General features: G+C 36.4%; 18 protein-coding genes. 11 read left to right on the forward strand and 7 right to left on the reverse strand.

Going from position 1 to position 21786, the window contains the following annotated elements:
* On the reverse strand, positions 1-636 hold a 636-nt coding region (locus tag DN394_RS20725), incomplete at its 3' end, for a histidine kinase (protein WP_149294181.1).
* 174 nt (positions 637-810) lie between these two features.
* On the opposite strand from DN394_RS20725, the gene DN394_RS20730 reads away from it, so the two are divergent.
* The 3 genes from DN394_RS20730 to DN394_RS20740 all read left to right on the forward strand — a co-directional run bounded on the left by DN394_RS20730 (position 811) and on the right by DN394_RS20740 (position 3325).
* Positions 811-1368, forward strand: coding sequence for an ABC transporter permease (locus tag DN394_RS20730; RefSeq protein WP_149294182.1), 558 nt, complete (start codon positions 811-813; stop codon positions 1366-1368).
* A 108-nt stretch (positions 1369-1476) separates the two neighbouring features.
* The gene (locus DN394_RS20735; protein ID WP_000180637.1) at positions 1477-2388 is read left to right on the forward strand and encodes an ABC transporter ATP-binding protein; all 912 of its coding nucleotides are present in this window, start codon (positions 1477-1479) and stop codon (positions 2386-2388) included.
* A complete protein-coding gene (locus DN394_RS20740; protein ID WP_000482785.1) occupies positions 2381-3325 on the forward strand; it encodes an ABC transporter permease in 945 nt (314 codons plus the stop codon). Before DN394_RS20735 ends, DN394_RS20740 begins: the two co-directional genes overlap by 8 nt.
* A 39-nt stretch (positions 3326-3364) precedes the next feature.
* Here DN394_RS20740 and DN394_RS20745 read toward each other — a convergent pair whose 3' ends face one another.
* On the reverse strand, positions 3365-4510 hold the full coding sequence (locus tag DN394_RS20745) for a M20 peptidase aminoacylase family protein (protein WP_149294183.1): 1146 nt from the start codon (positions 4508-4510) through the stop codon (positions 3365-3367).
* Between the two features lie 92 nt (positions 4511-4602).
* Positions 4603-5511, reverse strand: coding sequence for an EamA family transporter (locus DN394_RS20750; protein ID WP_046954537.1), 909 nt, complete (start codon positions 5509-5511; stop codon positions 4603-4605).
* Positions 5512-5835: 324 nt separating this feature from the next.
* Here DN394_RS20750 and DN394_RS29840 point away from each other — a divergent pair, with 324 nt between their 5' ends.
* The 3 genes from DN394_RS29840 (at position 5836) to DN394_RS20765 (ending at position 7300) form a co-directional block, all read left to right on the forward strand.
* Positions 5836-5979, forward strand: coding sequence for a peptidase T (locus tag DN394_RS29840; protein ID WP_087942745.1), 144 nt, complete (start codon positions 5836-5838; stop codon positions 5977-5979).
* Positions 5980-5995: 16 nt separating this feature from the next.
* Complete coding sequence (ccdA, locus tag DN394_RS20760) at positions 5996-6703, forward strand: cytochrome c-type biogenesis protein CcdA (protein WP_001152685.1); 708 nt, start codon at positions 5996-5998, stop codon at positions 6701-6703.
* A 90-nt stretch (positions 6704-6793) separates the two neighbouring features.
* Positions 6794-7300: a CcdC family protein gene (locus DN394_RS20765; protein WP_001028637.1), complete on the forward strand. Its 507-nt coding sequence runs from the start codon at positions 6794-6796 to the stop codon at positions 7298-7300.
* Between the two features lie 62 nt (positions 7301-7362).
* Here the strand turns inward: DN394_RS20765 and DN394_RS20770 are convergent, their stop codons facing one another.
* The gene (locus DN394_RS20770) at positions 7363-14925 is read right to left on the reverse strand and encodes a DUF7507 domain-containing protein (protein WP_149294184.1); all 7563 of its coding nucleotides are present in this window, start codon (positions 14923-14925) and stop codon (positions 7363-7365) included.
* Between the two features lie 280 nt (positions 14926-15205).
* On the opposite strand from DN394_RS20770, the gene DN394_RS20775 reads away from it, so the two are divergent.
* A complete protein-coding gene (locus tag DN394_RS20775) occupies positions 15206-16276 on the forward strand; it encodes a hypothetical protein (protein ID WP_179953656.1) in 1071 nt (356 codons plus the stop codon).
* Positions 16277-16307: 31 nt separating this feature from the next.
* Here the strand turns inward: DN394_RS20775 and DN394_RS20780 are convergent, their stop codons facing one another.
* Both DN394_RS20780 and DN394_RS20785 read right to left on the reverse strand, forming a co-directional pair.
* Positions 16308-16748, reverse strand: a complete 441-nt coding sequence (locus DN394_RS20780; protein ID WP_097917395.1) for a DUF2621 domain-containing protein — start codon at positions 16746-16748, stop codon at positions 16308-16310.
* A 103-nt stretch (positions 16749-16851) separates the two neighbouring features.
* On the reverse strand, positions 16852-17148 hold the full coding sequence (locus DN394_RS20785) for a hypothetical protein (protein WP_097917394.1): 297 nt from the start codon (positions 17146-17148) through the stop codon (positions 16852-16854).
* A 244-nt stretch (positions 17149-17392) separates the two neighbouring features.
* On the opposite strand from DN394_RS20785, the gene DN394_RS20795 reads away from it, so the two are divergent.
* Both DN394_RS20795 and DN394_RS20800 read left to right on the forward strand, forming a co-directional pair.
* Positions 17393-17980, forward strand: coding sequence for an AAA family ATPase (locus tag DN394_RS20795; RefSeq protein ID WP_097917393.1), 588 nt, complete (start codon positions 17393-17395; stop codon positions 17978-17980).
* Positions 17977-18549, forward strand: a complete 573-nt coding sequence (locus DN394_RS20800; RefSeq protein ID WP_149294186.1) for a DJ-1/PfpI family protein — start codon at positions 17977-17979, stop codon at positions 18547-18549. Before DN394_RS20795 ends, DN394_RS20800 begins: the two co-directional genes overlap by 4 nt.
* A 13-nt stretch (positions 18550-18562) precedes the next feature.
* Here DN394_RS20800 and DN394_RS20805 read toward each other — a convergent pair whose 3' ends face one another.
* Positions 18563-19510 carry a class I SAM-dependent methyltransferase gene (locus tag DN394_RS20805; RefSeq protein WP_149294187.1) on the reverse strand — a complete coding sequence of 316 codons (948 nt, stop codon included), beginning with the start codon at positions 19508-19510 and terminating at the stop codon, positions 18563-18565.
* A gap of 194 nt (positions 19511-19704) precedes the next feature.
* On the opposite strand from DN394_RS20805, the gene hutP reads away from it, so the two are divergent.
* Together hutP and hutH are read left to right on the forward strand one after the other, a co-directional pair.
* Entirely contained in the window at positions 19705-20145 is a 441-nt protein-coding gene (hutP, locus tag DN394_RS20810; RefSeq protein WP_000926520.1) for a hut operon transcriptional regulator HutP, read from the forward strand.
* Between the two features lie 104 nt (positions 20146-20249).
* Positions 20250-21767, forward strand: a complete 1518-nt coding sequence (hutH, locus tag DN394_RS20815) for a histidine ammonia-lyase (RefSeq protein ID WP_000631835.1) — start codon at positions 20250-20252, stop codon at positions 21765-21767.
* The last annotated feature ends 19 nt before the right edge of the window (positions 21768-21786 follow it).

A 21786-nucleotide genomic window follows, 5' to 3' on the forward strand; every position in this document is an offset into this window, starting at 1 on the left:
CACTAAAGCGGAAATGCAATATAATTGCATTTCCGCTTTAGTGTTCTTTTTTAGTTCTATACTAAAGAGATAAACATGTTCGTTTTCTTGTAATAGTTGGTCAATAGCAGTTTTTTCCTCAAGCATTGGAATTCTTACGGTTTCTTTATTCGTTTTTATTATAGCCGCTAAAGTCGTCTTTTGATTGTATGTTAAGTTTATAGCAGATTGAAGAGTAGTAGAGGTAGAGCTATTTATGATTGGAGGTGCTTCTTCAGGAGCGAGCAGGGAACTACCTTCAATATTAACATACCAATGTTTTTGCACTTGTACATCTTTATCGAGTTGGGATTGAGGTGGTAAAAAAGAAAGCTTTACTTTCTTTTCTTGAAAATGGGAGGTAGCTATATTCGCAATTACGTTTGTTTTTTTACCATTTTGATAATAATCAATTATAGCATGTATTTTATCTTTTTCATTTTTTAGGGTAACGCTATAAAACATGCTGAATCCTTCTTGAAAAGGAGTCATTTGTAAAATAGAAGATTGCTCTTCTGTTAATTTGTATGGCTCAACAATGGCATCTGCATTGTTTTTAAGTGGGCTACAACTTTTGAGAAATAATAAAGAAAAGATTAATAGCAATTTTATGCGCATGAAACCCCTCTTTTTTTACAATTATATTCTTAATGTAAATTATTTACCATTTTATTTTCTAGGACTAAAGACTTAGAAAAAATTCAGATTGTAGTGCGATGTTTAAAATGTCATATTTTTATACACTAGTAGTATAGAATGAGTATGGTATGAAGTGAGGTAGGGGAAGAACATATGTCTTTATGTCAGTTAGTGAGAAAAAATATAAGAACATTTGCTGCCAAAAGGATGAAGCAATTCATGTGGGTTGCTATGAGTACTATGATTTTATTTTTTATGATATCGCTCGAATTTAATGAAGGAGCTATTGGGAAATTAGAGACTACACTTTTATTTCAAATGAGCTTTTACATGCTGTTTATTGTATTCATTTTTATTTGTATTTTTACTACATATAAAATAACGTTTTCTCTTCTGCAAGTGAGGAAAGAGGAAATTAAATCTTATGTAGCAGAGAGTAGGAAGAGAAATGACGTACTATGTTTATTATGTCAGGAGCAATTATTTATTTATGGAGCAGCGTTTGTTTTTGGATTAGTGAATGGGATGTTATTTTTGAAATTATTTACGATTATCTTTATGAAAATAGCAGGAATACAAGGGATAAATAGTGCACCGATTACAATATATGCAATAGTAGTTGTTAGTATAATTATGATTGGGATCGTCCTATTATCGATGATGCAATGTTTTCGATTTGTTCAAAGTTTACAAGATGAAAATTCGTTTTAATTCAAGGAAAAGGCATGAGAAATCATGCCTTTTCTTATTTTACACATAAAAATAATCATGTTACAGTGTAAAGACCTGACAAAGCATGGGAAGGAAAGGTTGTATAGTATGACAAATGAACAATCAATTGTAAAGGTTGAGCGGTTAACGAAGCGAATCGGTTCAAAGACACTTGTAGAAAATATTAGTTTCGAAGTTAAAAAGGGTGAAGTAGTTGGCTTGCTCGGACCAAATGGTGCTGGAAAAACGACTTTAATGAGAATGATGGTCGGCATGATTCGTATGACAGAGGGTGAAGTTTGGATTGACGGTCAATCTGTAAAACAGCAATTTGAAAGTACTGCTGCGAAAATTGGAGCAGTAATTGAGACACCGGAATTTTATCCTTTTTTGAGCGGCTATGAAAATTTAACATATTTCGGACGAATGAATGGTAACGTAACGGAAGAACGTATAGATGAAGTAGTGAAATTGTTAGGGATGGGACAAGTAATTGACCGAAAAGTAAAAGCATATTCACTCGGCATGAGACAACGTTTAGGAATTGCTCAAGCGCTTATTCACGATCCAGATGTATTAATATTAGATGAACCAACGAATGGATTAGATCCTAGTGGAATACATGAAATGAGAATGTACATAAAGAAAATTGCACATGAACAAGGAAAAGCGGTACTTGTATCTAGTCACTTACTTTCAGAAGTTGAATTAATGTGTGATAGAGTTATCATTATTCAGCATGGAGAATATGTGGCGACGCAAAATATTCAGCATAATCAAAGAGAAGAGATGGAGACAATCCGTATACGTGTAGATGATGCGAATAAAGCAGCAGAAATGTTAGACCAAGATGTTTTAATAAAAGGTAATGATCTACTTATTCATGTAAAAGATGAAGAAATCCCAAATGTTATTCGTATATTGCTTGAGAAAAATATTCAAGTGTATCGTGTATATGAAGAAAGAAAAACGTTAGAAGAGCAATTTTTAGAATTAACAGGGGGAAAAGATATTGTTTAATTTAGTGTATAACGAACTGTATAAAATATTTAAGCGAAAGCGAACGATTATTCCCTTTGCAGTTATTGCAGTATTAATAATTGGATTAGGATGGGTCACGGTAAAGTATTTAGAACCGGAAACAAAAGGATGGAAAGCCGATTATACAGAACGAACTGTAGAAATAGAGAAAAAGCTAGGTATGAAAAAAGAATCTATATTAGCAGAACGATCTGGGGACGAGCTTGTAAAGGAATATCAGCTTAAGATGAAGCATTTAGATACAGATACAGCACCGGCAAGCAGTTCTCCGCTTTCTTTCATGAGAGATACAGGTTTTATCGTATTTCCAATATTGCTCCCATTTATCCTCGTGTATGCAAGTACAATTTTTGCGAATGAATATAGCTGGGGAACATATAAATTTTTAACGATACGACCAGCGAGTCGATTTAAAATTTTGACAGCTAAATTTTTAGCAATTGTGATATTTGCAGCGTTATTGTTTATATTTAATATGATTTTCTCCACTTTATGTGGACTTGTTATTTATAAATTCCAACAGCCTGCATGGAGCGAGCTTATTTTCCAAGATGGAAATATTATAAAACAAAATATTTTTGTGGAAGCTAGTAAGTATTATATTTTATCGTGGTTGCCGACGATTGTGTACGCAGCGTTTGCATTTATGATTTCTGTATTAACAAGATCTAGTGGAGGCGCGATTGGTATTTCACTATTTCTTGCTTTATCAGGAAATATTGCATTACTAGCAGCAACTAGATATGATTGGGCGAAATATTTATTGCCAGCAAACACAGATTTATACAGTATTTCAAAGAATGGAAGTTTTATTGATGGAGTAACATTCCCGTTTGCTTCATGTATGTTATTACTATATTTATTTGTATTTTTAAGCATTTCCTATATAGTATTTTTAAAACGTGATTTAACTTAAAAAAAGGAGCCGTTAAGTATTTCTTAACGGCTCCTTTTTTTATGCAAATTGTTTAAGTGCTTTTTCAGCTAACAAAGCGAAGTATTCTGCACTTATAGGTAATGCTTGCTCATCTACTGTAAAAGCTGGATGATGCCATTCATGTGTACCACTCGTTCCCATAAAAACGAATGAACCAGGTATTTCTTGTTGATAAAAAGAAAAATCTTCTCCGGCCATTGACGGGGTAGGAGAGATGATATTTAAATTCATTTTTTCAGCAACTTGAGAGGATAAGTTTGTTAAAGATGTATCGTTATGAACAGCAGGAGGACCTGCATAAAAACGAAATTCTGTTTTTACACCTAATGCATCAGAAACCCCTTGAATAATACGTTTCATTAGTGCGGGAATCTTTTCACGTGTTTCAGTTTGGAATGTACGTACAGTTCCTTCCAGCGTTGCTTTTTCAGGAATTACGTTCCACGTATTTCCTGAATGGATGTTTGTGACACTGACGACGGTATTATGTGAAGAGCTTATATTTCGGCTTACAATTGTTTGGAGCGCCATCACGATTTGAGAGGACGCGACAATAGGGTCTACCCCAGCATCTGGTACAGCTGCATGTGTACCAACTCCGTGAATTTCAATTTCAAATCGATCGACCCCGGCCATCAGTGGACCATCTTTAATACCGATTGTACCTACTGGTAAATCGGGTTTATTATGCATACCGAAAATAGCTTGCACGCCATGTAAATGCCCGGCTTCAATTACTTTGCAAGCACCATTGCTACTTTCTTCAGCTGGCTGGAATATAAAGCGTACAGTTCCACCAAGAGAAGATTCTTTTTCTTTTAATAAATAAGCGGCACCTATAATAGCAGCTGTATGAAAATCATGCCCACAAGCATGCATTTTACCGGGAATTTTTGAAGCATACGGTAAATTTGTTTCTTCTTGAATAGGAAGGGCATCAATATCAGCACGGAGTGCTATAATTGGTCCGCTATTATTCCCTGAAATTTCAGCAATAACGTCTGTTTCTAAACTAGAATTTATAATCGTAATGTTTTTCTTTTCTAACCAATTTTTTATAGTCTTCGTCGTTTCAAATTCTTCATATGATAATTCTGGATGCTCATGTAAATTTCGACGAATAGAAATTAGCATCTCAGTTAATTGCTCTAAATTTGCTGCCACGTATAATGCCTTCTTTCTTTCTTAATTAATGTATTTACATTAATTATACAATAAGAAAAGAGAGGATTCTCAAATGAAAATCCTCTCTTTTCTTATGCTGCCAATTTTTTGTGTGTATGATGTTTACGATAACGTCCACGCATTGCATAGGCAATTTGAGGGATTGCAATACCGATTAAAATAAGTGATACACCGATCCATTGTGAAGATAGCACCGCTTCTTTTAAAACGAATACAGACATAATTGTTGTAACTGGTAGTTCTGCTGCACCAAGAATAGTCGCTAAGCCAGAACCGATCTTTGGAATACCGATTGTAAAGGCGATAGAAGGAATAACGATACTAAATGTTCCTAATCCTAAACCGTATTTCCAAAGTCCTTCAGAAATTGCACCGCTAAAAATAAATGTTGGCGGGAATACGATCATTACTAAAGTTAAAGCGCCAGTCATTAAGAGAACACCGCGCGGTAATGAAGGCACTTCAACAGCAACTTTTCCGCTCACGAAAATGTATGTTGCGAATGTAACAGCAGATAATAAACCTAGTATGATTCCAGTCATATCGAAATCACCTGCTGATTTCTCTAGTAAACCACTTGATAAAAATGTACCTGCAAGTAAGAAAATAACGGAAATAACCTTTTCTCTTGAAGGTAATGTTTTTGTTGCGACTGCTTCAATAATAATTCCGACCCAAACGAATTGGAATAAAAGTATAATTGCAATAGATGCTGGTACAGTTTTTAATGAAGCATAATAAAAAATTCCAGTAAAACTTGCAGATGTACCTGCAACGAATAAAATTAACGCTTGTTTTAATGGAACACGATGTCTAGAAAATAGAAGAGTAATAGCAAGCAAAATAATCCAACCGAACAAATATTGGCTGCCAATTACCTCTCCAAGTGAAAATCCTTCTGCATAGGCAAGTTTAACGAAAATAGCTAAAATCCCATAACTACACGCTCCTAATAAAACTAAAAGAGAATAACGAAGCATGAAAATTCCTCCCATCTATATGAAATTGTTCCTAACGGACATATATAACTAGAGGGAAGTATACAAAATTAAAAATAAAGGGTCAAATAAAAGAAAAGTGTGACATTTTATAGAATAATAATAAAAGTATGATATTTATGCATAATCTTGAAATTAGTAATAATAAAAGTATTGTAAAATCAGCTTCGTATTGTATAAAGACAGCATTTGAAAAAAATATTTTTTAGGGAGATAGAAGGGTAGTCCATTATAGTGTGCTAATCATTTGAGAAACTATGTTACCTTTGTTATGTTAATAACAATTAGAGAAGTTTCATAGTCCAATTGAGATTGTTCTATATAATAGAAGGGAATGAAAACGTTTTATTAGAAGCTGTTTGTAAGGGTAGTTTTTCTTATTATCACGTTGTTAAAGTGAGTTCACGAATTGTTCATAGTATTTTTATGTGTTTTTGCTACAATATGTAAGGAGAGGAGTGGAATCATGCAAGATATTAGTATTTTTTTAGCGTTTGGCGCTGGATTTTTATCATTTATTTCCCCATGTTGCTTACCGCTTTATCCGGCATTTTTATCGTACATAACAGGTATGTCGGTTTCTGAGTTGAAAGAAGAAAATGCAATGCTTCGCAAAAGAAGTATGATACATACAGCGTTTTTCTTACTTGGATTTTCAATTATATTTATTGCAATTGGATTTGGTACAAGTTTTATTGGAGGCATCTTTACAAATTATAAAGATTTAATTAGACAGTTAGGTGGTATATTTATCATCGTGTTCGGTCTTATTATTGTGGGTGTGTTTAAGCCAAAGTTTTTAATGCAAGACCGTAAATTTACGTTTAAAAATCGTCCGAGTGGCTATTTGGGATCCGTTCTAATTGGGTTGGCCTTTGCTGCAGGGTGGACGCCTTGTACTGGACCTATTTTAGTGTCTGTCATTGGATTAGCAGCAACAAATCCAGAATCAGCAATGATTTATATGATAGCATACATACTTGGGTTTGCTATCCCATTTTTCGTACTATCATTCTTTATTACGAAAATGTCTTGGATTAAAAGAAATAGTATGAAATTCATGAAGATTGGAGGATACGTTATGATTGTCATGGGTATCTTCCTATATTTCAACTGGATGACGAAAATTATCGTATATTTCTCAAGTTTATTTGGTGGTTTTACCGGTTTTTAGTATTATTCTGTGAAAATGTTGGAAATACTAACGGAAAAGCATATAATGAAAGTATATTTTGCATATAGCCACAAAAAAGGATGAGAAAATATGAACATAGTTGTTTTATCCAGTATCGTTGCTGTTTGTATGGCTGTTGGTGCGATGTTTATTCGTTTAAAAGCAGCTAAGAAACCGGCAACATTGAAAAAAATTATACTTCCACCATTTTTTATGAGTACGGGAGCATTGATGTTTGTTTTTCCAGAATTTCGATTAACTCCAGCAGAAATGTTAGAAGCAATTGGCGTCGGTTTGTTTTTCTCTATTTTTCTTATTAAAACATCTAAATTTGAAATTAGAGGACAAGAGATTTATTTGAAGCGTTCAAAAGCATTTGTTTTTATATTAATTGGATTACTTGTCGTGCGGATTGTATTTAAAACATACTTAAGTCAATCTCTTGATTTAGGACAACTTAGTGGCATGTTCTTCTTACTGGCGTTCGCGATGATTGTGTCATGGAGAATTGCTATGTACCGTTCCTTTACGAAATTACAGAAGGAAATGGAAAAAGAAGATGGTTTTTATAATGAAAAAGATATGAAACTAACTTAAAAACTGTATATGTATAAAATAAAAAGACAGCGTTTTTTGACGCTGTCTTTTTATTTATATTGTTAACATCTTCTGTCCCAGCCGCGGCGTATAAAACGTTCCCCATTAAAGAAACAATTTAAATTTGGCGAGACGAATGGACCGATAAACGGAATAATATTTGGTTCCGAAGTCTCATCAACAGGAATCGGTGGTTTAGTAGGATCTGGTCTCACTGTATATCTAACTCGCGCCGCATTTCGGATAAGCCCGTTTTGTGGCGTACTTGTTACTTGTACGATGAAGCGAACGATAACCGATTCACCTGGATTAACAGTTTCAATAAGAATACCAATAGTTGGATTACTTCCAGGACGTGAAACGCCGTTTACTGTTACTGAATTTGGATAGAAAGTAACTTCGGGAGGTAGTGGATCGGTAATGAGTACATTATTTGCAGGGATAGCGCCATTGTTAGTAAAGGTAAGTGTATATGCGATGAAGTCACCAAGTTCCACACTATTTACATTTGCGGTCTTAATAAATGTGTTTGGTTCATTAGGGTTTACTTCTATCGTAATTGGTGGTGTTGTTGTCGTTGTTGTGACAGGTGGTCTAGTAGGATCAGGTTGAGAAGTATACGTAATAGATGCGATATTTGTAATCATTCTATTAGCTGGAAGTGTAATAACACGTACTTGGAATGAAATAGTTACTGATTCTGCCGGATCAAGGTTTCCAACAGGAATTCCTGTGGCTGGATTTGCGTTTGGAACTGGAATGTTATTAATTGTGACACTGTTTGGAATGAATGATGTACCGGCAGGAATTGAATCAGTAACAGAAATATCAGTGACAGGAATTGTACCTTCGTTTTGGAATGTGATAGTAAACGTAATTGTATCACCTATTGAAACGATGGATTTATCAGCGGTTTTTATTGGATTAATAGTTCCGACGTTTACAGGGGTTATTGTCGTAGGCGTAGGCGTAGTAACGGATACAGGTGGCTTAGTAGGATCAGGTTGGTATTGGAATGAAACGTTACCTTGGTTTTGAATTTCTCCGTTTGGTGGAATCGAAGTAACTAGGACACGGAAAGAAATTGTTGCAGATTCAGAAGGAGCAAGTGTTGAAATAGGGATGCCTGTGGATGGATTTGCGGTTGGTTGCGGCACGTTGTTAATTGTAACACTATTTTGAATGAACGAAGTACCGACAGGAATTGTATCAGTTACAACTATATTATTAGCAGGAATGGTACCTGTATTTTGGAGAGAGATCGTATACGTAATAATATCACCTAATGTAACTATTTCCGGCGTAGCTGTTTTTTGTGGATTTAATATAGCTGTATTTACATTTGTTGTGTTAATTGGAGTAGGGTCTGTAATGGTAACTGGAGGTTCACCGGGAACTGGTTCATATGTGAAAGTAACAGTTGCTTGATTTCGAATGATACCACCAGGTGGTACGCTTGTTACTCTCGCTTGAAATTGAACAGTTATTATACCGTTCGGATTGACTGTTCCTACAGGTATACCCACTACAGGATTTGCTCCAAGATCCGGAGTACCATTTATCACAACGGTACCTGGAACAAATGTTAACCCATTTGCTAACGGATCAGTAATGATAACGGATGTTGCAGGGACCGATCCACGATTTTGGAACGTTACTGTATAAGTGATGAGTTCATTCAAATCTACAACTTGTTTATCGGCTAGTTTATTTGGATTAGGTGTAGGCGTAATAACGGATACTTCAACTGTTGGAGTAGGATCTGTAATGGTAATAGGAGGTTCACTAGGGTTTGGCTGGAATGTGTAAGTGACAGTTGCAGTGTTTTTAATTATACCATCTGGCGGAAGTGCACTTACAGTAACTTGATAAGTTAGCGTAACAATTTGCCCTGGAGTTACAGTTCCGACATTTACACCACTATTTGGATTTGCTCCAGGTGAAGAAACGCCATTTATCGTAACGCTATTGGGAATAAAAGTAGTACCACTTGGAGTAGGGTCTGTAATAATCACATCTGTCGCATTTATATTTCCGACATTTTGGAACGTAACTGTATAAGTGACAGTATCACCAAGATTAATAACTTGAGGGGATGCTTGTTTGTTAGGGTTAGTAGTAACTTCACTTACTTGCGTCTTTGTAGTAGGTGTAGGCGTAGTAATAGATATAGGTGGTCTAGTAGGATCTGGCTGGTATTGAAATGAAACTGTCCCTTGATTTTCAATAAAGCCTGTTGGTGGTATTGATGTTACTTGAACTTGGAAAGTTACAACGACTGAAGTGTTAGGTGCTAATGTACCGATAAGAATTCCGGAACTAGGAATGATGCCTGGTTGTGTAACACCATTTATCGTAACGCTATTCGGTATGAAAGTGGTACCAGCTGGAATAGGATCGGTTACAAGTACATTTGTTGCAGGGACAGTTCCTGTGTTTTGTAAGGAGATTGTATAAGTGATTGTGTCACCTAATAAAGCAAATACTTTATCTGCAGATTTTGTAGGATTCGTTGTTGCAGTGTTGACATTTGTAGTAGTAGGGGGCGTTGGAGTAGTTACTGTTACTGGTGGTTCTCCAGGATTAGGTTGGAATGTGTAGGTGATAGTAGCTTCATTTACAATAATTCCGTTAGGTGGTATTGAAACAACGCGAACTTGGAAAGTTACAACGACCGATTCGCTAGGGTTTAATGTGCCAAGAGGTATGCCAAGGGCTGGATCAATATTACTAGTTGGAGTGCCGTTAATTGTAACGCTATTTGGAATGAAAGTAGTTCCTGTTGGGATGGGGTCTGTAAAAACGATGTCTGTCAGTTGTACAGTTTGTAAGTTTTGGAAGGTAACGGTGTACGTAATAATATCACCTATATCAACGTTGTTTCGATCAGCTGTTTTCGATGGATTAATAATACTATTAATGATTTCAGTATTAACTGGTGGTGTTTCTTCTGTTTCTGTAATAGGAGGTTCATTTGGATTAGGCTGAGATGTAAAGTTGACTGAACCAACATTTGTAACAACCCCGTTAGGAGGTATATTTGTAATCGTTACTTGGAACGTGATGGTTACGATTTGATTTGGTTGTATTGTACCGATAGGTATCCCGATACTTGGATCAATACCTAGTTGTGAACCACCATTTACTGTAACAGAATCTACAATGAATTGTGTGCCTACTGGTGGCTGATCAATGACAGATACATTTGTCATAGGAATATTTCCGATGTTTTCAAGAGTGATTGTATACGTGAGTGCATCTCCAATGTTAGCGATTTGCAAATCTACTGTTTTTGTTGACACTAACTCTGCATTTTGTACAATTGTTTCTGCAATTGGAGTAGGTGTTGTTATTGTAATGGGCGGAAGAGTAGGGTCTGGTTGAGATGTGTAAGTGACATTTGCTTCATTTGAGATAATGCCATTTGGTGGTAGAGCAGTTACTTGTACTTCTAAGGTAACAGTCACTATTTGTCTAGGGTTTAATGTGCCAACTGGGATTCCGGTTGTTGGTGTTAAATTAGGTTGTGAAACGCCATTAATCGTGATGCTTCCAGGGATAAATGTAGTTCCAGTAGGGATAGAATCAGTAATAATGACATCTGTTGCAGGTATATTACCAGTGTTTTGAAGAGTGATTGTATAAGTGAGCGTATCGCCAATACTTGCAAACGCACGATCTACTGTTTTTTGCGGATTAGGGTTAGCGGTACGAACAGGTAATGTGACAGTAGGGGTTGTTACTGTCGTTGTAATAGGTGGTTCGCTAGGATTAGGTTGCGAAATATAGGTCACGCTCGCTGTATTTTCTATTTTTCCGTTAGGTGGAATAGCAGTTATTTGTACTTGGAATGTAACAGTAACAGTTTGCCCAGGGTTAACTGTACCAACGGAAATGCCTGTAATGGGGCTTACGCCAGGTTGAGGGATATTATTTACTGTAACACTATTCGTAACAAAAGTTGTACCAGGTGGCAAAGAGTCTGTAATTGTTACATCTGTAGCAGGTATAGTTCCTTGGTTTGTAAATGTGACAGTATAAGTTACAATATCGCCAATTTCCGCAAACATAAGGTTTGCCGTTTTTGTGGGACTTATGACTACAGTTTGGATAGGGGTCGTTGTTTCAGGGGTCGTTTCTGTTTTTGTGACTGGAGGTAAGTTTGGATCCGGTTGATAATTAAATGTTGCACTTCCTTGATTGCGTATTTCGCCGCTAGCAGGGATGTTTACTACTCGTACTTGGAAAGTAATCGTTGCTCGTTCGGATGGTGCTAAAGTTCCAAGTGAAATTCCTGATGATGGATTGGTTCCTGGTTGAGGAATACCATTAATCGTAACACTATTTGGAACAAATACAGTACCAGGAGGGATAGAGTCTATTACTGTTACATCCGTAGCAGGGACAGTACCGGTGTTTTGGAATGAGAGTGTATAGGTAATGATATCATTTAATGCAACGAAGGAACGATCTGCTGTTTTTTGTGGATTGAGTGTTGCAGTATTAACTGCTGTTTCTGTTTCAGGAGTTGTAATAGTTGTCGTAACAGGAGGTTCATTCGGATTTGGTTCATATGTGAATGTTATAGTTGCTTGATTTCTAATAACTCCCCCGGGAGGGATACTATTTACTACACCTTGGAACGTAACTGTAATACTTTGCCCAGGATTTACAGTGCCGACCGGTATACCAATTTCGGGGTTTTCTCCAATTTGTGATATTCCATTCACAACAACGCTACCTGGAACGAATGAAACACCAGATGGAAGTGTATCTTTTACAATAACATTTGTAGCGGGTACGGTGCCTCTATTTTGGAATGTTACGGTAAAAGTAATCGTATCTCCTAAATCAGCAATTTGTCGATCTGCAGATTTTGTAGTCGTCGGATTTGGATTGTTAATTGGGATGTTCACACTTGGAGTTGTAGTAGTTGTTGTAACGGGAGGCTCACTTGGATTCGGTTGATATTGATAAGTGAAGGATGCTTGGTTTCTAATTACCCCATCAGGTGGTAAGTTTGTAACGACAACTTGATACGTGATTGTCTTTGTTTCTCCGACAGAAATAGTACCAAGTTGTATTCCAAGTGCTGGATCGGAACCAGGATTCGAAACACCATCAATCGTAACACTATTTGGAACGAAAATAGTACCGTTAGGTGTAGGGTCTGTAACGACTACATTTGTAGCTGGAACTGTCCCGTTATTGGTAAATGTGACCGTATAGGTAATTGTATCTCCTAAATCAGCAACTTGTTTGTCTGCAGATTTTGTAGGCGCAGTAACAACAGTCCCAACTTGAGTTTCTGTTTTAGGAGTTGGGGTCGTTTTTGTAACAGGAGGTTCATTTGGATTAACAATATGATTAAATGATACAATACCCTGATTTTCTATAAGGCCATTTGGTGGCACACTTGTAACTTGAACCTGGAATGTAATTGTTTTTGCTTGATTTGAATTTAAAGTACCAATTGATATACCGTTTTCAGGATTACTGTTAGGTTGTGAGACACCATCAATCGTAACGCTATTTGGAATGAATGTTGTACCGTTTGGAATTGGATCTGTTAGTACAATATTCGTAGAGGGAACAGTGCCGTTATTTTGTAAACTAATTGTATACGTAATAATATCACCAATGTCAACGAAAGTACGATTAGCAGATTTTGTAGGATTAACCGTAGCGGTATTAACAGCGACTGTAGTAGGTGCTGTCGGTTCAGTTGTTGTAACAGGAGGCCTTGTTGGATCTGGCTGATACGTATATGTCGTTGAAGCTTCGTTTGTAATAACACCGCCAGCAGGTACTTGTGTAACAAGAACTTGGAATGAGAGTGTTTTCGTTTCACCAGGATTAATTGTTCCTACTGGAATTCCTAGTGCTGGATTTGAATTTGGGACAGGGGCATTATTTAAGACCACGCTATTCGGAATGAATGTTGTTCCAGCAGGAATTGTATCATTAAAAACTACATTCGTAGCAGGGATTGTACCATCATTAGTAAATGTAATCGTATACGTAATAACATCACCGATATCAACAGCAGTTTTATCCACCGTTTTAACAGGATTTGTAATAGCGGTATTAACAGGAGTAGTAGTAGGTGGTGTAGGGTTTGTTGTTGTAATAGGTGGTTTTGTTGGATCTGGTTCATACGTAAATGTTGTGGTTCCGATATTTCGGATTAAGCCATTCTCTGGGAGAGATGTAACTTGAACTTGGAATGTAACTATAGCATTTGCACCAGCAACAATTGTTCCGATTTGTATACCGCCAGCAGGATTTACACCTGATTGTGAAGTGCCGTTAATTGTGACGCTATTCGGAATAAATGTAGTGCCACTTGGAATTGGATCAGTTACAATAACGTTCGTCGCGTCAATGTTTCCTGTGTTCGGTACAGTAATTGTATACGTAATAATATCGCCAATATCAGTAACTTGTGGACTAGCAGATTTTGTTGGATTTACAATTGCAGTTCGTACAGAAGTAGTTGTTGGAGGTGGTGTTGTCGTAGTTGTCGTTGGAGGTTCAGTAGGATTCGGTTGCGATGTAAATGTTATATTTGCTTCATTAGTAATCGTTCCATTAGCCGGAAGAGAAGTGACTTGAACTTGAAATGTGACAGTTGTAGTTTGACCAGCAGGAATCGTACCTAGCGGAATATTTGTTGGTGTTACGCCAGATTGTGTCGCTCCATTAACTGTAACACTGTTTGGAATAAAAGTAGTACCAGTAGGGATAGGATCGGTGATAGAAACATTTGTTGCTGAAATATTACCGTTATTTGGGACAGTAATCGTATACGTAATGATGTCACCAATATTCACAATTTGTTGGTTTGCACTTTTAGTCGGATTAATGATAGTAGCATTAATTAATGTTTCTACAATATTACTAGTTGACGTTCTATTAATAGGAGGTTGGCCAGGTGGGGTATATTCAAAGCTTGATAAAGCACTATTTCGAATTGGATTTTGCGCAGGTAAACTATTAACTTGAACTTTAAAAGTAATGGTTGCATTTCCATTAGCTGCAATCGTTCCAATGTTTATACCAGTAGCGGGATTGTCTGTAGTGGATGTACCATTCACTGTAACACTACCTGGTACAAAAGTAGTGCCGGCAGGAGGAATGTCTGTAATGATAACATTATTTGCAGCTAATGGTGCTTGGTTAGTTGCAGTAATGGTATACGTAATCGTATCACCGATGGTAGCAATTGTTTTGTCAACGGTTTTCACTAATGTAACATTAGCTATGAAAATATCTGTATTAACTATATTGCTTGTTGCTGTTCGATTAATAGTGGGGGCATTAGGAGCTGGCTGAAATGTGTATCCAAATGCTGCTACGTTACTGGCGACAGGTGGGGTAGGGGTACTTGTTACATCTACTTGGAAGGTAATTGTAACAGAGCCGCCAGCAGGAATGTTACTAATGGGAATACCAGTAGCAGGGTTTCCTGCTGTTGTAACACCATCAACTGTAACGCTGTTTGGAACGAAAGTGGTGCCAGCGGGTATTGGGTCTGTGAATGTAACGTTTTGGGCAGGAAGTGTTCCAGTATTTTGGACAACGATTGTATAAGTTAAACGACTTCCTATCGTTGCTATTGCCATTAGATTCGTCCTTTCTGTATAAATTTAAATCCGGTCAAGGCATGGAGTATTTACAAACAGCATTATTTAATAGTCTAGAAACAATAATTGTATAAATATTAGTATAAAATGAACTCGTCATTGCATCCTATTCAAATTTATATGAATAGGAATAGGCAAAGGCTTTTTTTTTACCCAAATTATGCTGTGCTGTGCGTATACAAATGGAACTTTTTTGATTTGTTCGCATTAAATGAAATAGCGAATAAATATTTTTTTATATGGAAGGGAAGTGGAAGTGTTGGCTTTTGTACAAACATATACGAAAACGGACTCTTTATTTATGGTACACACAGGGAATACAGTTGGCATGCGTGGTATTACAACAGCGACGGCTTATCAGTACAATGCATTAATAACAAGAGATACAAGTTTAAGCTTTGCAGGTGTTCCTTCTTCAACAGCCCCCTTAACTTTTGCAGGAACGACAAATGATTGGACATTAAATGGTTCTTGGGCAAGACTCAATCCTTCGTTAACAGATGTACCAGTAACAGCAACTGTAGACTTTGCGATGTTAGTTTGGCAAGGAACATTGAGTGCAACTGTGACAGAAACAGTCGTAAATAACAACATACCTACTCTTCAAACACCAGATGGAGTCATCCATACAATTACGAGTGTTCCATCATGGGGAGAGACTAGGTCGAGCGGAACGTTTCAAGGTACCATTTATACACGTGCTGCAGATGTAACAAATATTTTGCAGGGACTTTCGAACCGAGCGACAGGAGATTATTTTGTAGAAAGAATACCAACGGCAAATCCACCAGCGCAAGGAACAGGAGTAGGATGGGCATTAGTTATTGTGTATCGTGATAATTCATACCCTGTTAGGAATGTTAGTTTATATACTGGTTTACTCATTTCTACATTGGGTGAGACAGCGACAATTTCAAATTTCATCACTCCATCTGTAGCACCAGTTAATGCTCGTGTATTTACGATGGCATTAAATGGTGATACAGATGCAACGGGTGACAATTTTAATTTAAATGGTACGGGGCTTTCAGGGCCAAATAATGTAATAAACAACTTTTTTGCTTCACAGGTAAATAATTATTTAGGAAATTTAAATACAGTCGGAAGTTTTGGGGATAGAAATATGCCAATTGGTACTTCGGCGACTAACCGTCGTGCGGAATTTGATGTGACAAATGTACCTGCAAATGGCGTGTTAACAGCTGGATCTACTTCTACTACGGTTAATATCCCAAATACATTCGATTATATTTACGCTGGCGCTGTCGGTTTACAAATAGATTTAGCGGAGGCACGTTTAACTGCTACAAAATCAGTAACTGTAAGTTAAAAAAAGATTGCTATAATCTAGCAATCTTTTTTTATGAGGAGGATTTTGTCAGTAAAGATTCATAATGAGAATAATCAATCTCTTTTTCTTGTAGTTTTTTAACTAAAAATTTATGGTCGCGTTTTGGTGTAGCAATAATATATCCTTTAATAATTAAATCTTGTGTAATTTGAGAGGCTTTTTCTTGTAATGCCAGTTCTCCAATTTTGCCAGCAATTTTTGATTTAGCGACATCGCGAAATAGTTCTGGAACAGGACTTACGAGCTCTTCTAACAATTGTTTTTGTTCTTCATCCCATAAATGTCTAGTTTTATTAATATAGTGCTCTTCCCAATCTAAAATGGACATACCATCTTCTTTAGGTAATCGTTTTAGGAATTTTCTGAACATAAAGTATCCACCGATAGACATAAATCCTAATAAAATAACAGTCCATAGCACTATGAACCAACTGAACCATCCTTCGAGCAAGCTTATCCCCCCTTAATGATTGCGGTTTTCTTTTATTCATATTATAAACAGTGAGATTCATAGAAAGCAAGAACGCTTGGTCATTTTGACCAAGCGTTATCATTTAAACAAAGTATAGTTGTTCAACACATAAATTATTATTATTATCTTCTACATATTCAATGATTAATGTGCCAACTTTACGATCTTTATCTTCAGTTGTGAAAATAGAGTAAGAAGTAAAACGTACTGTTGATAGGCCGCTTATATGTGTAGGTAAAGAAATGTAGTCGTTATCGCGGAAGAATTCCATCAGTTCAATATCTTCAAATTCTTTTCGATCAACTTGTTTGTTTATATAGCGGCGTTGAAGTTGTTTTAAAGACTCATTCCAAGAAATTGCTTTTGTATCGTATACCATTGTTCTATCTCCTTACTGTATGTAATCATTAAGAACATATGTTCTAAACTAGTATACTCTTTTTATTAGAAAAGGGAAAGCAAAAAATAATGTAAGCTTGGATTTCCAAGCTTACATTATTGATGCGTCCGTCATAATCTCTATTTTTATTATAAGTTAGATAAGAATAAGAAACAAGATGATATATATTCTGTTGATAGTTTTTAAAATTCTGTATATTATAGATATACTAAAATGCAAGGGAATGAGAGGAATGGCATATGTAATTTCACTCCAAGGATTGATGGCAAGTGGAAAGACAACATTGGCTAAAAGGTTAGAGAGATGTGGGCTTTCAGTTATATATGAAAATCCATATCCAATTGTAGAAAAGCGAAAACAATTAAATTTGGATATGAATTCAAAAGAAGGATTTATAATAAATCAAAAAATGTTTATAGAAGCTAAAATAAAAGAGTTTCAAAATGCGAAAGATTCAGTCATGATTTTTGATCGCGGACCAGAAGATATTGAATTTTATACACTCTTTTATCCAACGATTATAGGAAAAGAGTGGGATATAGAAACTGAATTAAAAGATGAATTATATCGATTAAGAGAATGTCGTTCAGATGCGATTTTTTATTTAGATGTGACAAAAAAGAATGTATATGATAGAAAAAATAACGATAGAACAAGAAACAGAAGTACATTTGAGGAGCAATTTAAATTAGTAGAAACTGAAAAAGAATGGTATAAACAATTTCCTGTAACTTATGCGGATACAAATAGATTAACATTGAACGAATTAGAAGCATATTTTATGGGCTGGTTAAAGGAGAAAGGACTATGAAAAAAATATTATTATTCGTATACCCAACATTTGCGGAGTTTGAAATTACAGTAGCAACAGCATTGCTGAAAAAGAAATATGAAATCATTACTGCGGGCTTAACAAAAGAGTTGATTATTAGTGAAACAGGCTTGCAAGTACAACCGCATATAGAATTAAGTGAAGTGCGTGTAGATGAATATGAGGGGATTATCATTCCAGGGGGAGACGCAGTACATATGAAAGACGCAGATATCCTCTTTTCAGTCATTTGTCAATTTTCCGAAAAAGAAAAATTAGTAGCTGCGATTTGTGCTGGACCGTATGCGTTAGCAAGAGCAGGTTTATTTAAAGGGATTTCTTATACAGCGACTATAGATTATCAAAAGTTAGATTGTTTTCCAGTAGAAAATTTTGTATATAAAGAAGTTATACAACACTCAAATATTATTACTGCACAAGGACATGCTTTCGTACCATTCGGAATAGCAGTTGCTTCTTATTTTGGAGTAGCAAACGAACATAATATAAATTTTTACGGTGGTAAAGGGAATGTGATGATGGAGAAGCTTTTGCCTGAGAATGTATAAAAGCTAGCTAATGCTAGCTTTTTTCTTTTTGACATCGATAAATGGCTAACGTTTTCGGATCGCGCCATATACCGTTATGAAGTGACAATTCATTTTCTACTTCTTCTATTAGCCATTCCTTCATTTCCTCGTGAAGAAGTGCATTATCAGGTATATTTAGCGACGGAAACATGCTAGAAATATAATTTACAATCGGGGTAGCATGATGAAAAACGAGAGCATTATGAATAACTGTTACTTCAACAGTTGGAAAGACAGACTGTAATATCTCTTTACCATTTTCTAAACAAAATGGAGTGACTGATGATGTTGTTTTTGGCAAATCAAATGCGTCTAACATGCGGTTACACATTTCAACTATACGAGGTAATGTAACGTTAGAATTTGTTGTAGCTAAAAGTGAGCCACCAGGACGAATTTCTTTATGGAATCCTTGGATTGTTTTTTCGACATCTTTCATGTGATATAACATATGTCTTGCGACGATCCAGTCGTAGCAATTAGCTTCAAAAGGAAGTTTACCAGCATCCCCTAGTCTCCATTCAATTATATTATTTTTTATTGCAGCTTCAGAAAGCATCGTTTTTGATTGATCAAAACCGGTTAGTTGTCCTTTATGACCGTTAGTTTGTAAAAGGGAAAGAAAATTCCCGTTAGCGCACCCAACCTCTAATATTTTTTCGTCTCCTTGAAGTTGTAAATGTTCCATGACGAATGCATCTAAATTCACTTGTTTTTCTTCGTAACGTTTATGCGTATTGATACGTGTTTGTAAATGGTTGCTTACGTTGTATTGGCGTTTTACATCATTCATTTTTTCGCATTCCACTTTTGTGCAAAATTGCTGAATCGCATGTGTTAATACGTCGGTTTTCTTTAAACCTTCGTAATGGAGTGCAGATTCAAACCTTTCAAGTAATTTTTCTTCAATTCGAAAATGAATATCTTTTCGCTTCGTCATTGAAATATCGCCCCTTTGCATCTGTTAGTGAGACTATAGCACGCCTGGAAAATTTGTGTAAATAATTTGTGTACACAAATGGAGGAGATGAAAAAATTGTTCGAATGTGAGTTTAAACTATTGACGATTTAACCGTTTTCATATATTCTTAAATTAAGAAATATTCAAATAATTAAAAGAAATGAGAGAGTCACATGCTTCTTCAAGGAACACATCGAATTGGTCGTATGGCCATGTTGTTGGCACTTGCGGATGAGAATGAAAGCCCTGTATTATCTATTCCAAAAGGTTGGAAGTATTGTACGGGGAAAGTGGGTTCGATGAATTCGCAAAAAGTTGTAGCAGCAATGGAAACAGCGGCTAAGAGCACCCAAGTTATTGAAACAGATGTTTACAGAGAAACACATGCACTTTATCATGCAATTATGGAAGCTTTGTACGGAGTGACGAGAGGTCAAATTCAGTTAGCAGACGTTCTTCGTACAGTAGGACTTCGCTTTGCGATTGTGCGCGGTAGACCATACGACGGGAAAAAAGAAGGCGAATGGGTTGCTGTTGCACTATATGGAACGATTGGTGCACCTGTAAAAGGATCTGAGCATGAGGCGATTGGTTTAGGAATTAATCACATATGATTTGCCCATAGTCTATTAGTTAGAAGGGGGCCTTACTTTTTTAGGACAGAAGTCTGTCTTAAAAAGATAAGGTCCCCTTTTGCCTTTTTAAGGAGGAAAAAAGAATGATTACGTTAACAGGACATACATTGACAATTGAAGAAATGAAGAGGTTGTTACTTGAAGGGGAAGGTGTAACAGCTTGTCCAAATAGTATGCAAAAGGTGGCGGAGTGCCGCGAAGTTGTTGAGAAAATTGTAGAGGACGGAAAAGTCGTTTACGGTATTACAACTGGATTTGGAAAGTTCAGTGATGTGCTTATTCAAAAAGATGATGTAAAGGCACTTCAACACAATTTAATTCAGTCACATGCATGTGGTATAGGTGATCCATTCCCTGAAGAAGTATCACGCGGTATGTTAATTTTACGAGCGAACACGATGCTTAAAGGAGTATCTGGTGTTAGACCGCTTGTTGTAAATATGCTTCTTGAGTTTGTAAATCGTAAAATTCACCCAGTCGTTCCGCAACAAGGTTCACTTGGTGCGAGTGGCGATTTAGCACCTTTATCTCATCTTGCGCTTGTATTATTAGGTGAAGGTGAAGTGTTCTATAAGGGGAAACGCGTTCATGCGATGGTTGCTCTTACAGAAGAAGGTCTTGAGCCGATTGAACTTGAAGCGAAAGAAGGGCTTGCATTAATTAATGGTACGCAGGCGATGACAGCGCAAGGAGTTCTTTCTTATATAGAAGCAGAAGCAATGGCGTATCAAGCTGAATTCATTGCTTCGATGACAATTGAAGGATTACAAGGCATTATTGATGCATTTGATGAAAATGTTCATAAAGCACGTGGTTATAAAGAGCAAGTGGAAGTAGCAAGCAGAATTCGTGACATTCTTCATGATAGTAAGTTAACAACAAAGCAAGGAGAACTACGTGTACAGGATGCATATTCACTTCGTTGTATCCCGCAAGTACATGGTGCTTCTTGGCAAGTTTTAAATTATGTAAAAGAAAAATTAGAAATTGAAATGAATGCAGCAACAGATAATCCACTTATCTTTGATGGTGGAGAAAAAGTAATTTCGGGTGGTAATTTCCATGGTCAACCGATTGCGTTTGCGATGGACTTCTTAAAAGTAGGAATGGCGGAACTTGCAAATATTTCAGAGCGTCGTATCGAGCGTTTAGTAAATCCGCAATTAAATGATTTACCTCCATTTTTAAGTCCAGAACCAGGACTGCAGTCTGGTGCAATGATTATGCAATACGCAGCTGCGTCACTTGTTTCTGAAAATAAAACGTTAGCACATCCGGCGAGTGTTGATTCAATCCCGTCATCAGCTAACCAAGAAGATCACGTAAGTATGGGAACAATCGCTTCACGCCATGCACATCAAATTATTCAAAATGTAAGACGTGTTCTTTCGATTGAGATGATTTGTGCGATGCAAGCAGCAGAATATCGCGGAATTGAAAACATGAGTACAGTGACGAAGAGCTTCTACCATCAAGGTCGTCAGCAAGTACCTTCTATTACAAATGATCGCATATTCTCAACGGATATTGAAAATATTACGCACTGGTTAAAAACGAATTATTCGATAAAAGAAAGATTAGATGTAAACGCAGCACTATAAAATGAGAAAAGGGAGAGAG

The sequence above is a fragment of the Bacillus sp. BB081 genome (genome assembly GCF_008368895.1).
GTDB lineage: Bacteria > Bacillota > Bacilli > Bacillales > Bacillaceae_G > Bacillus_A > Bacillus_A wiedmannii.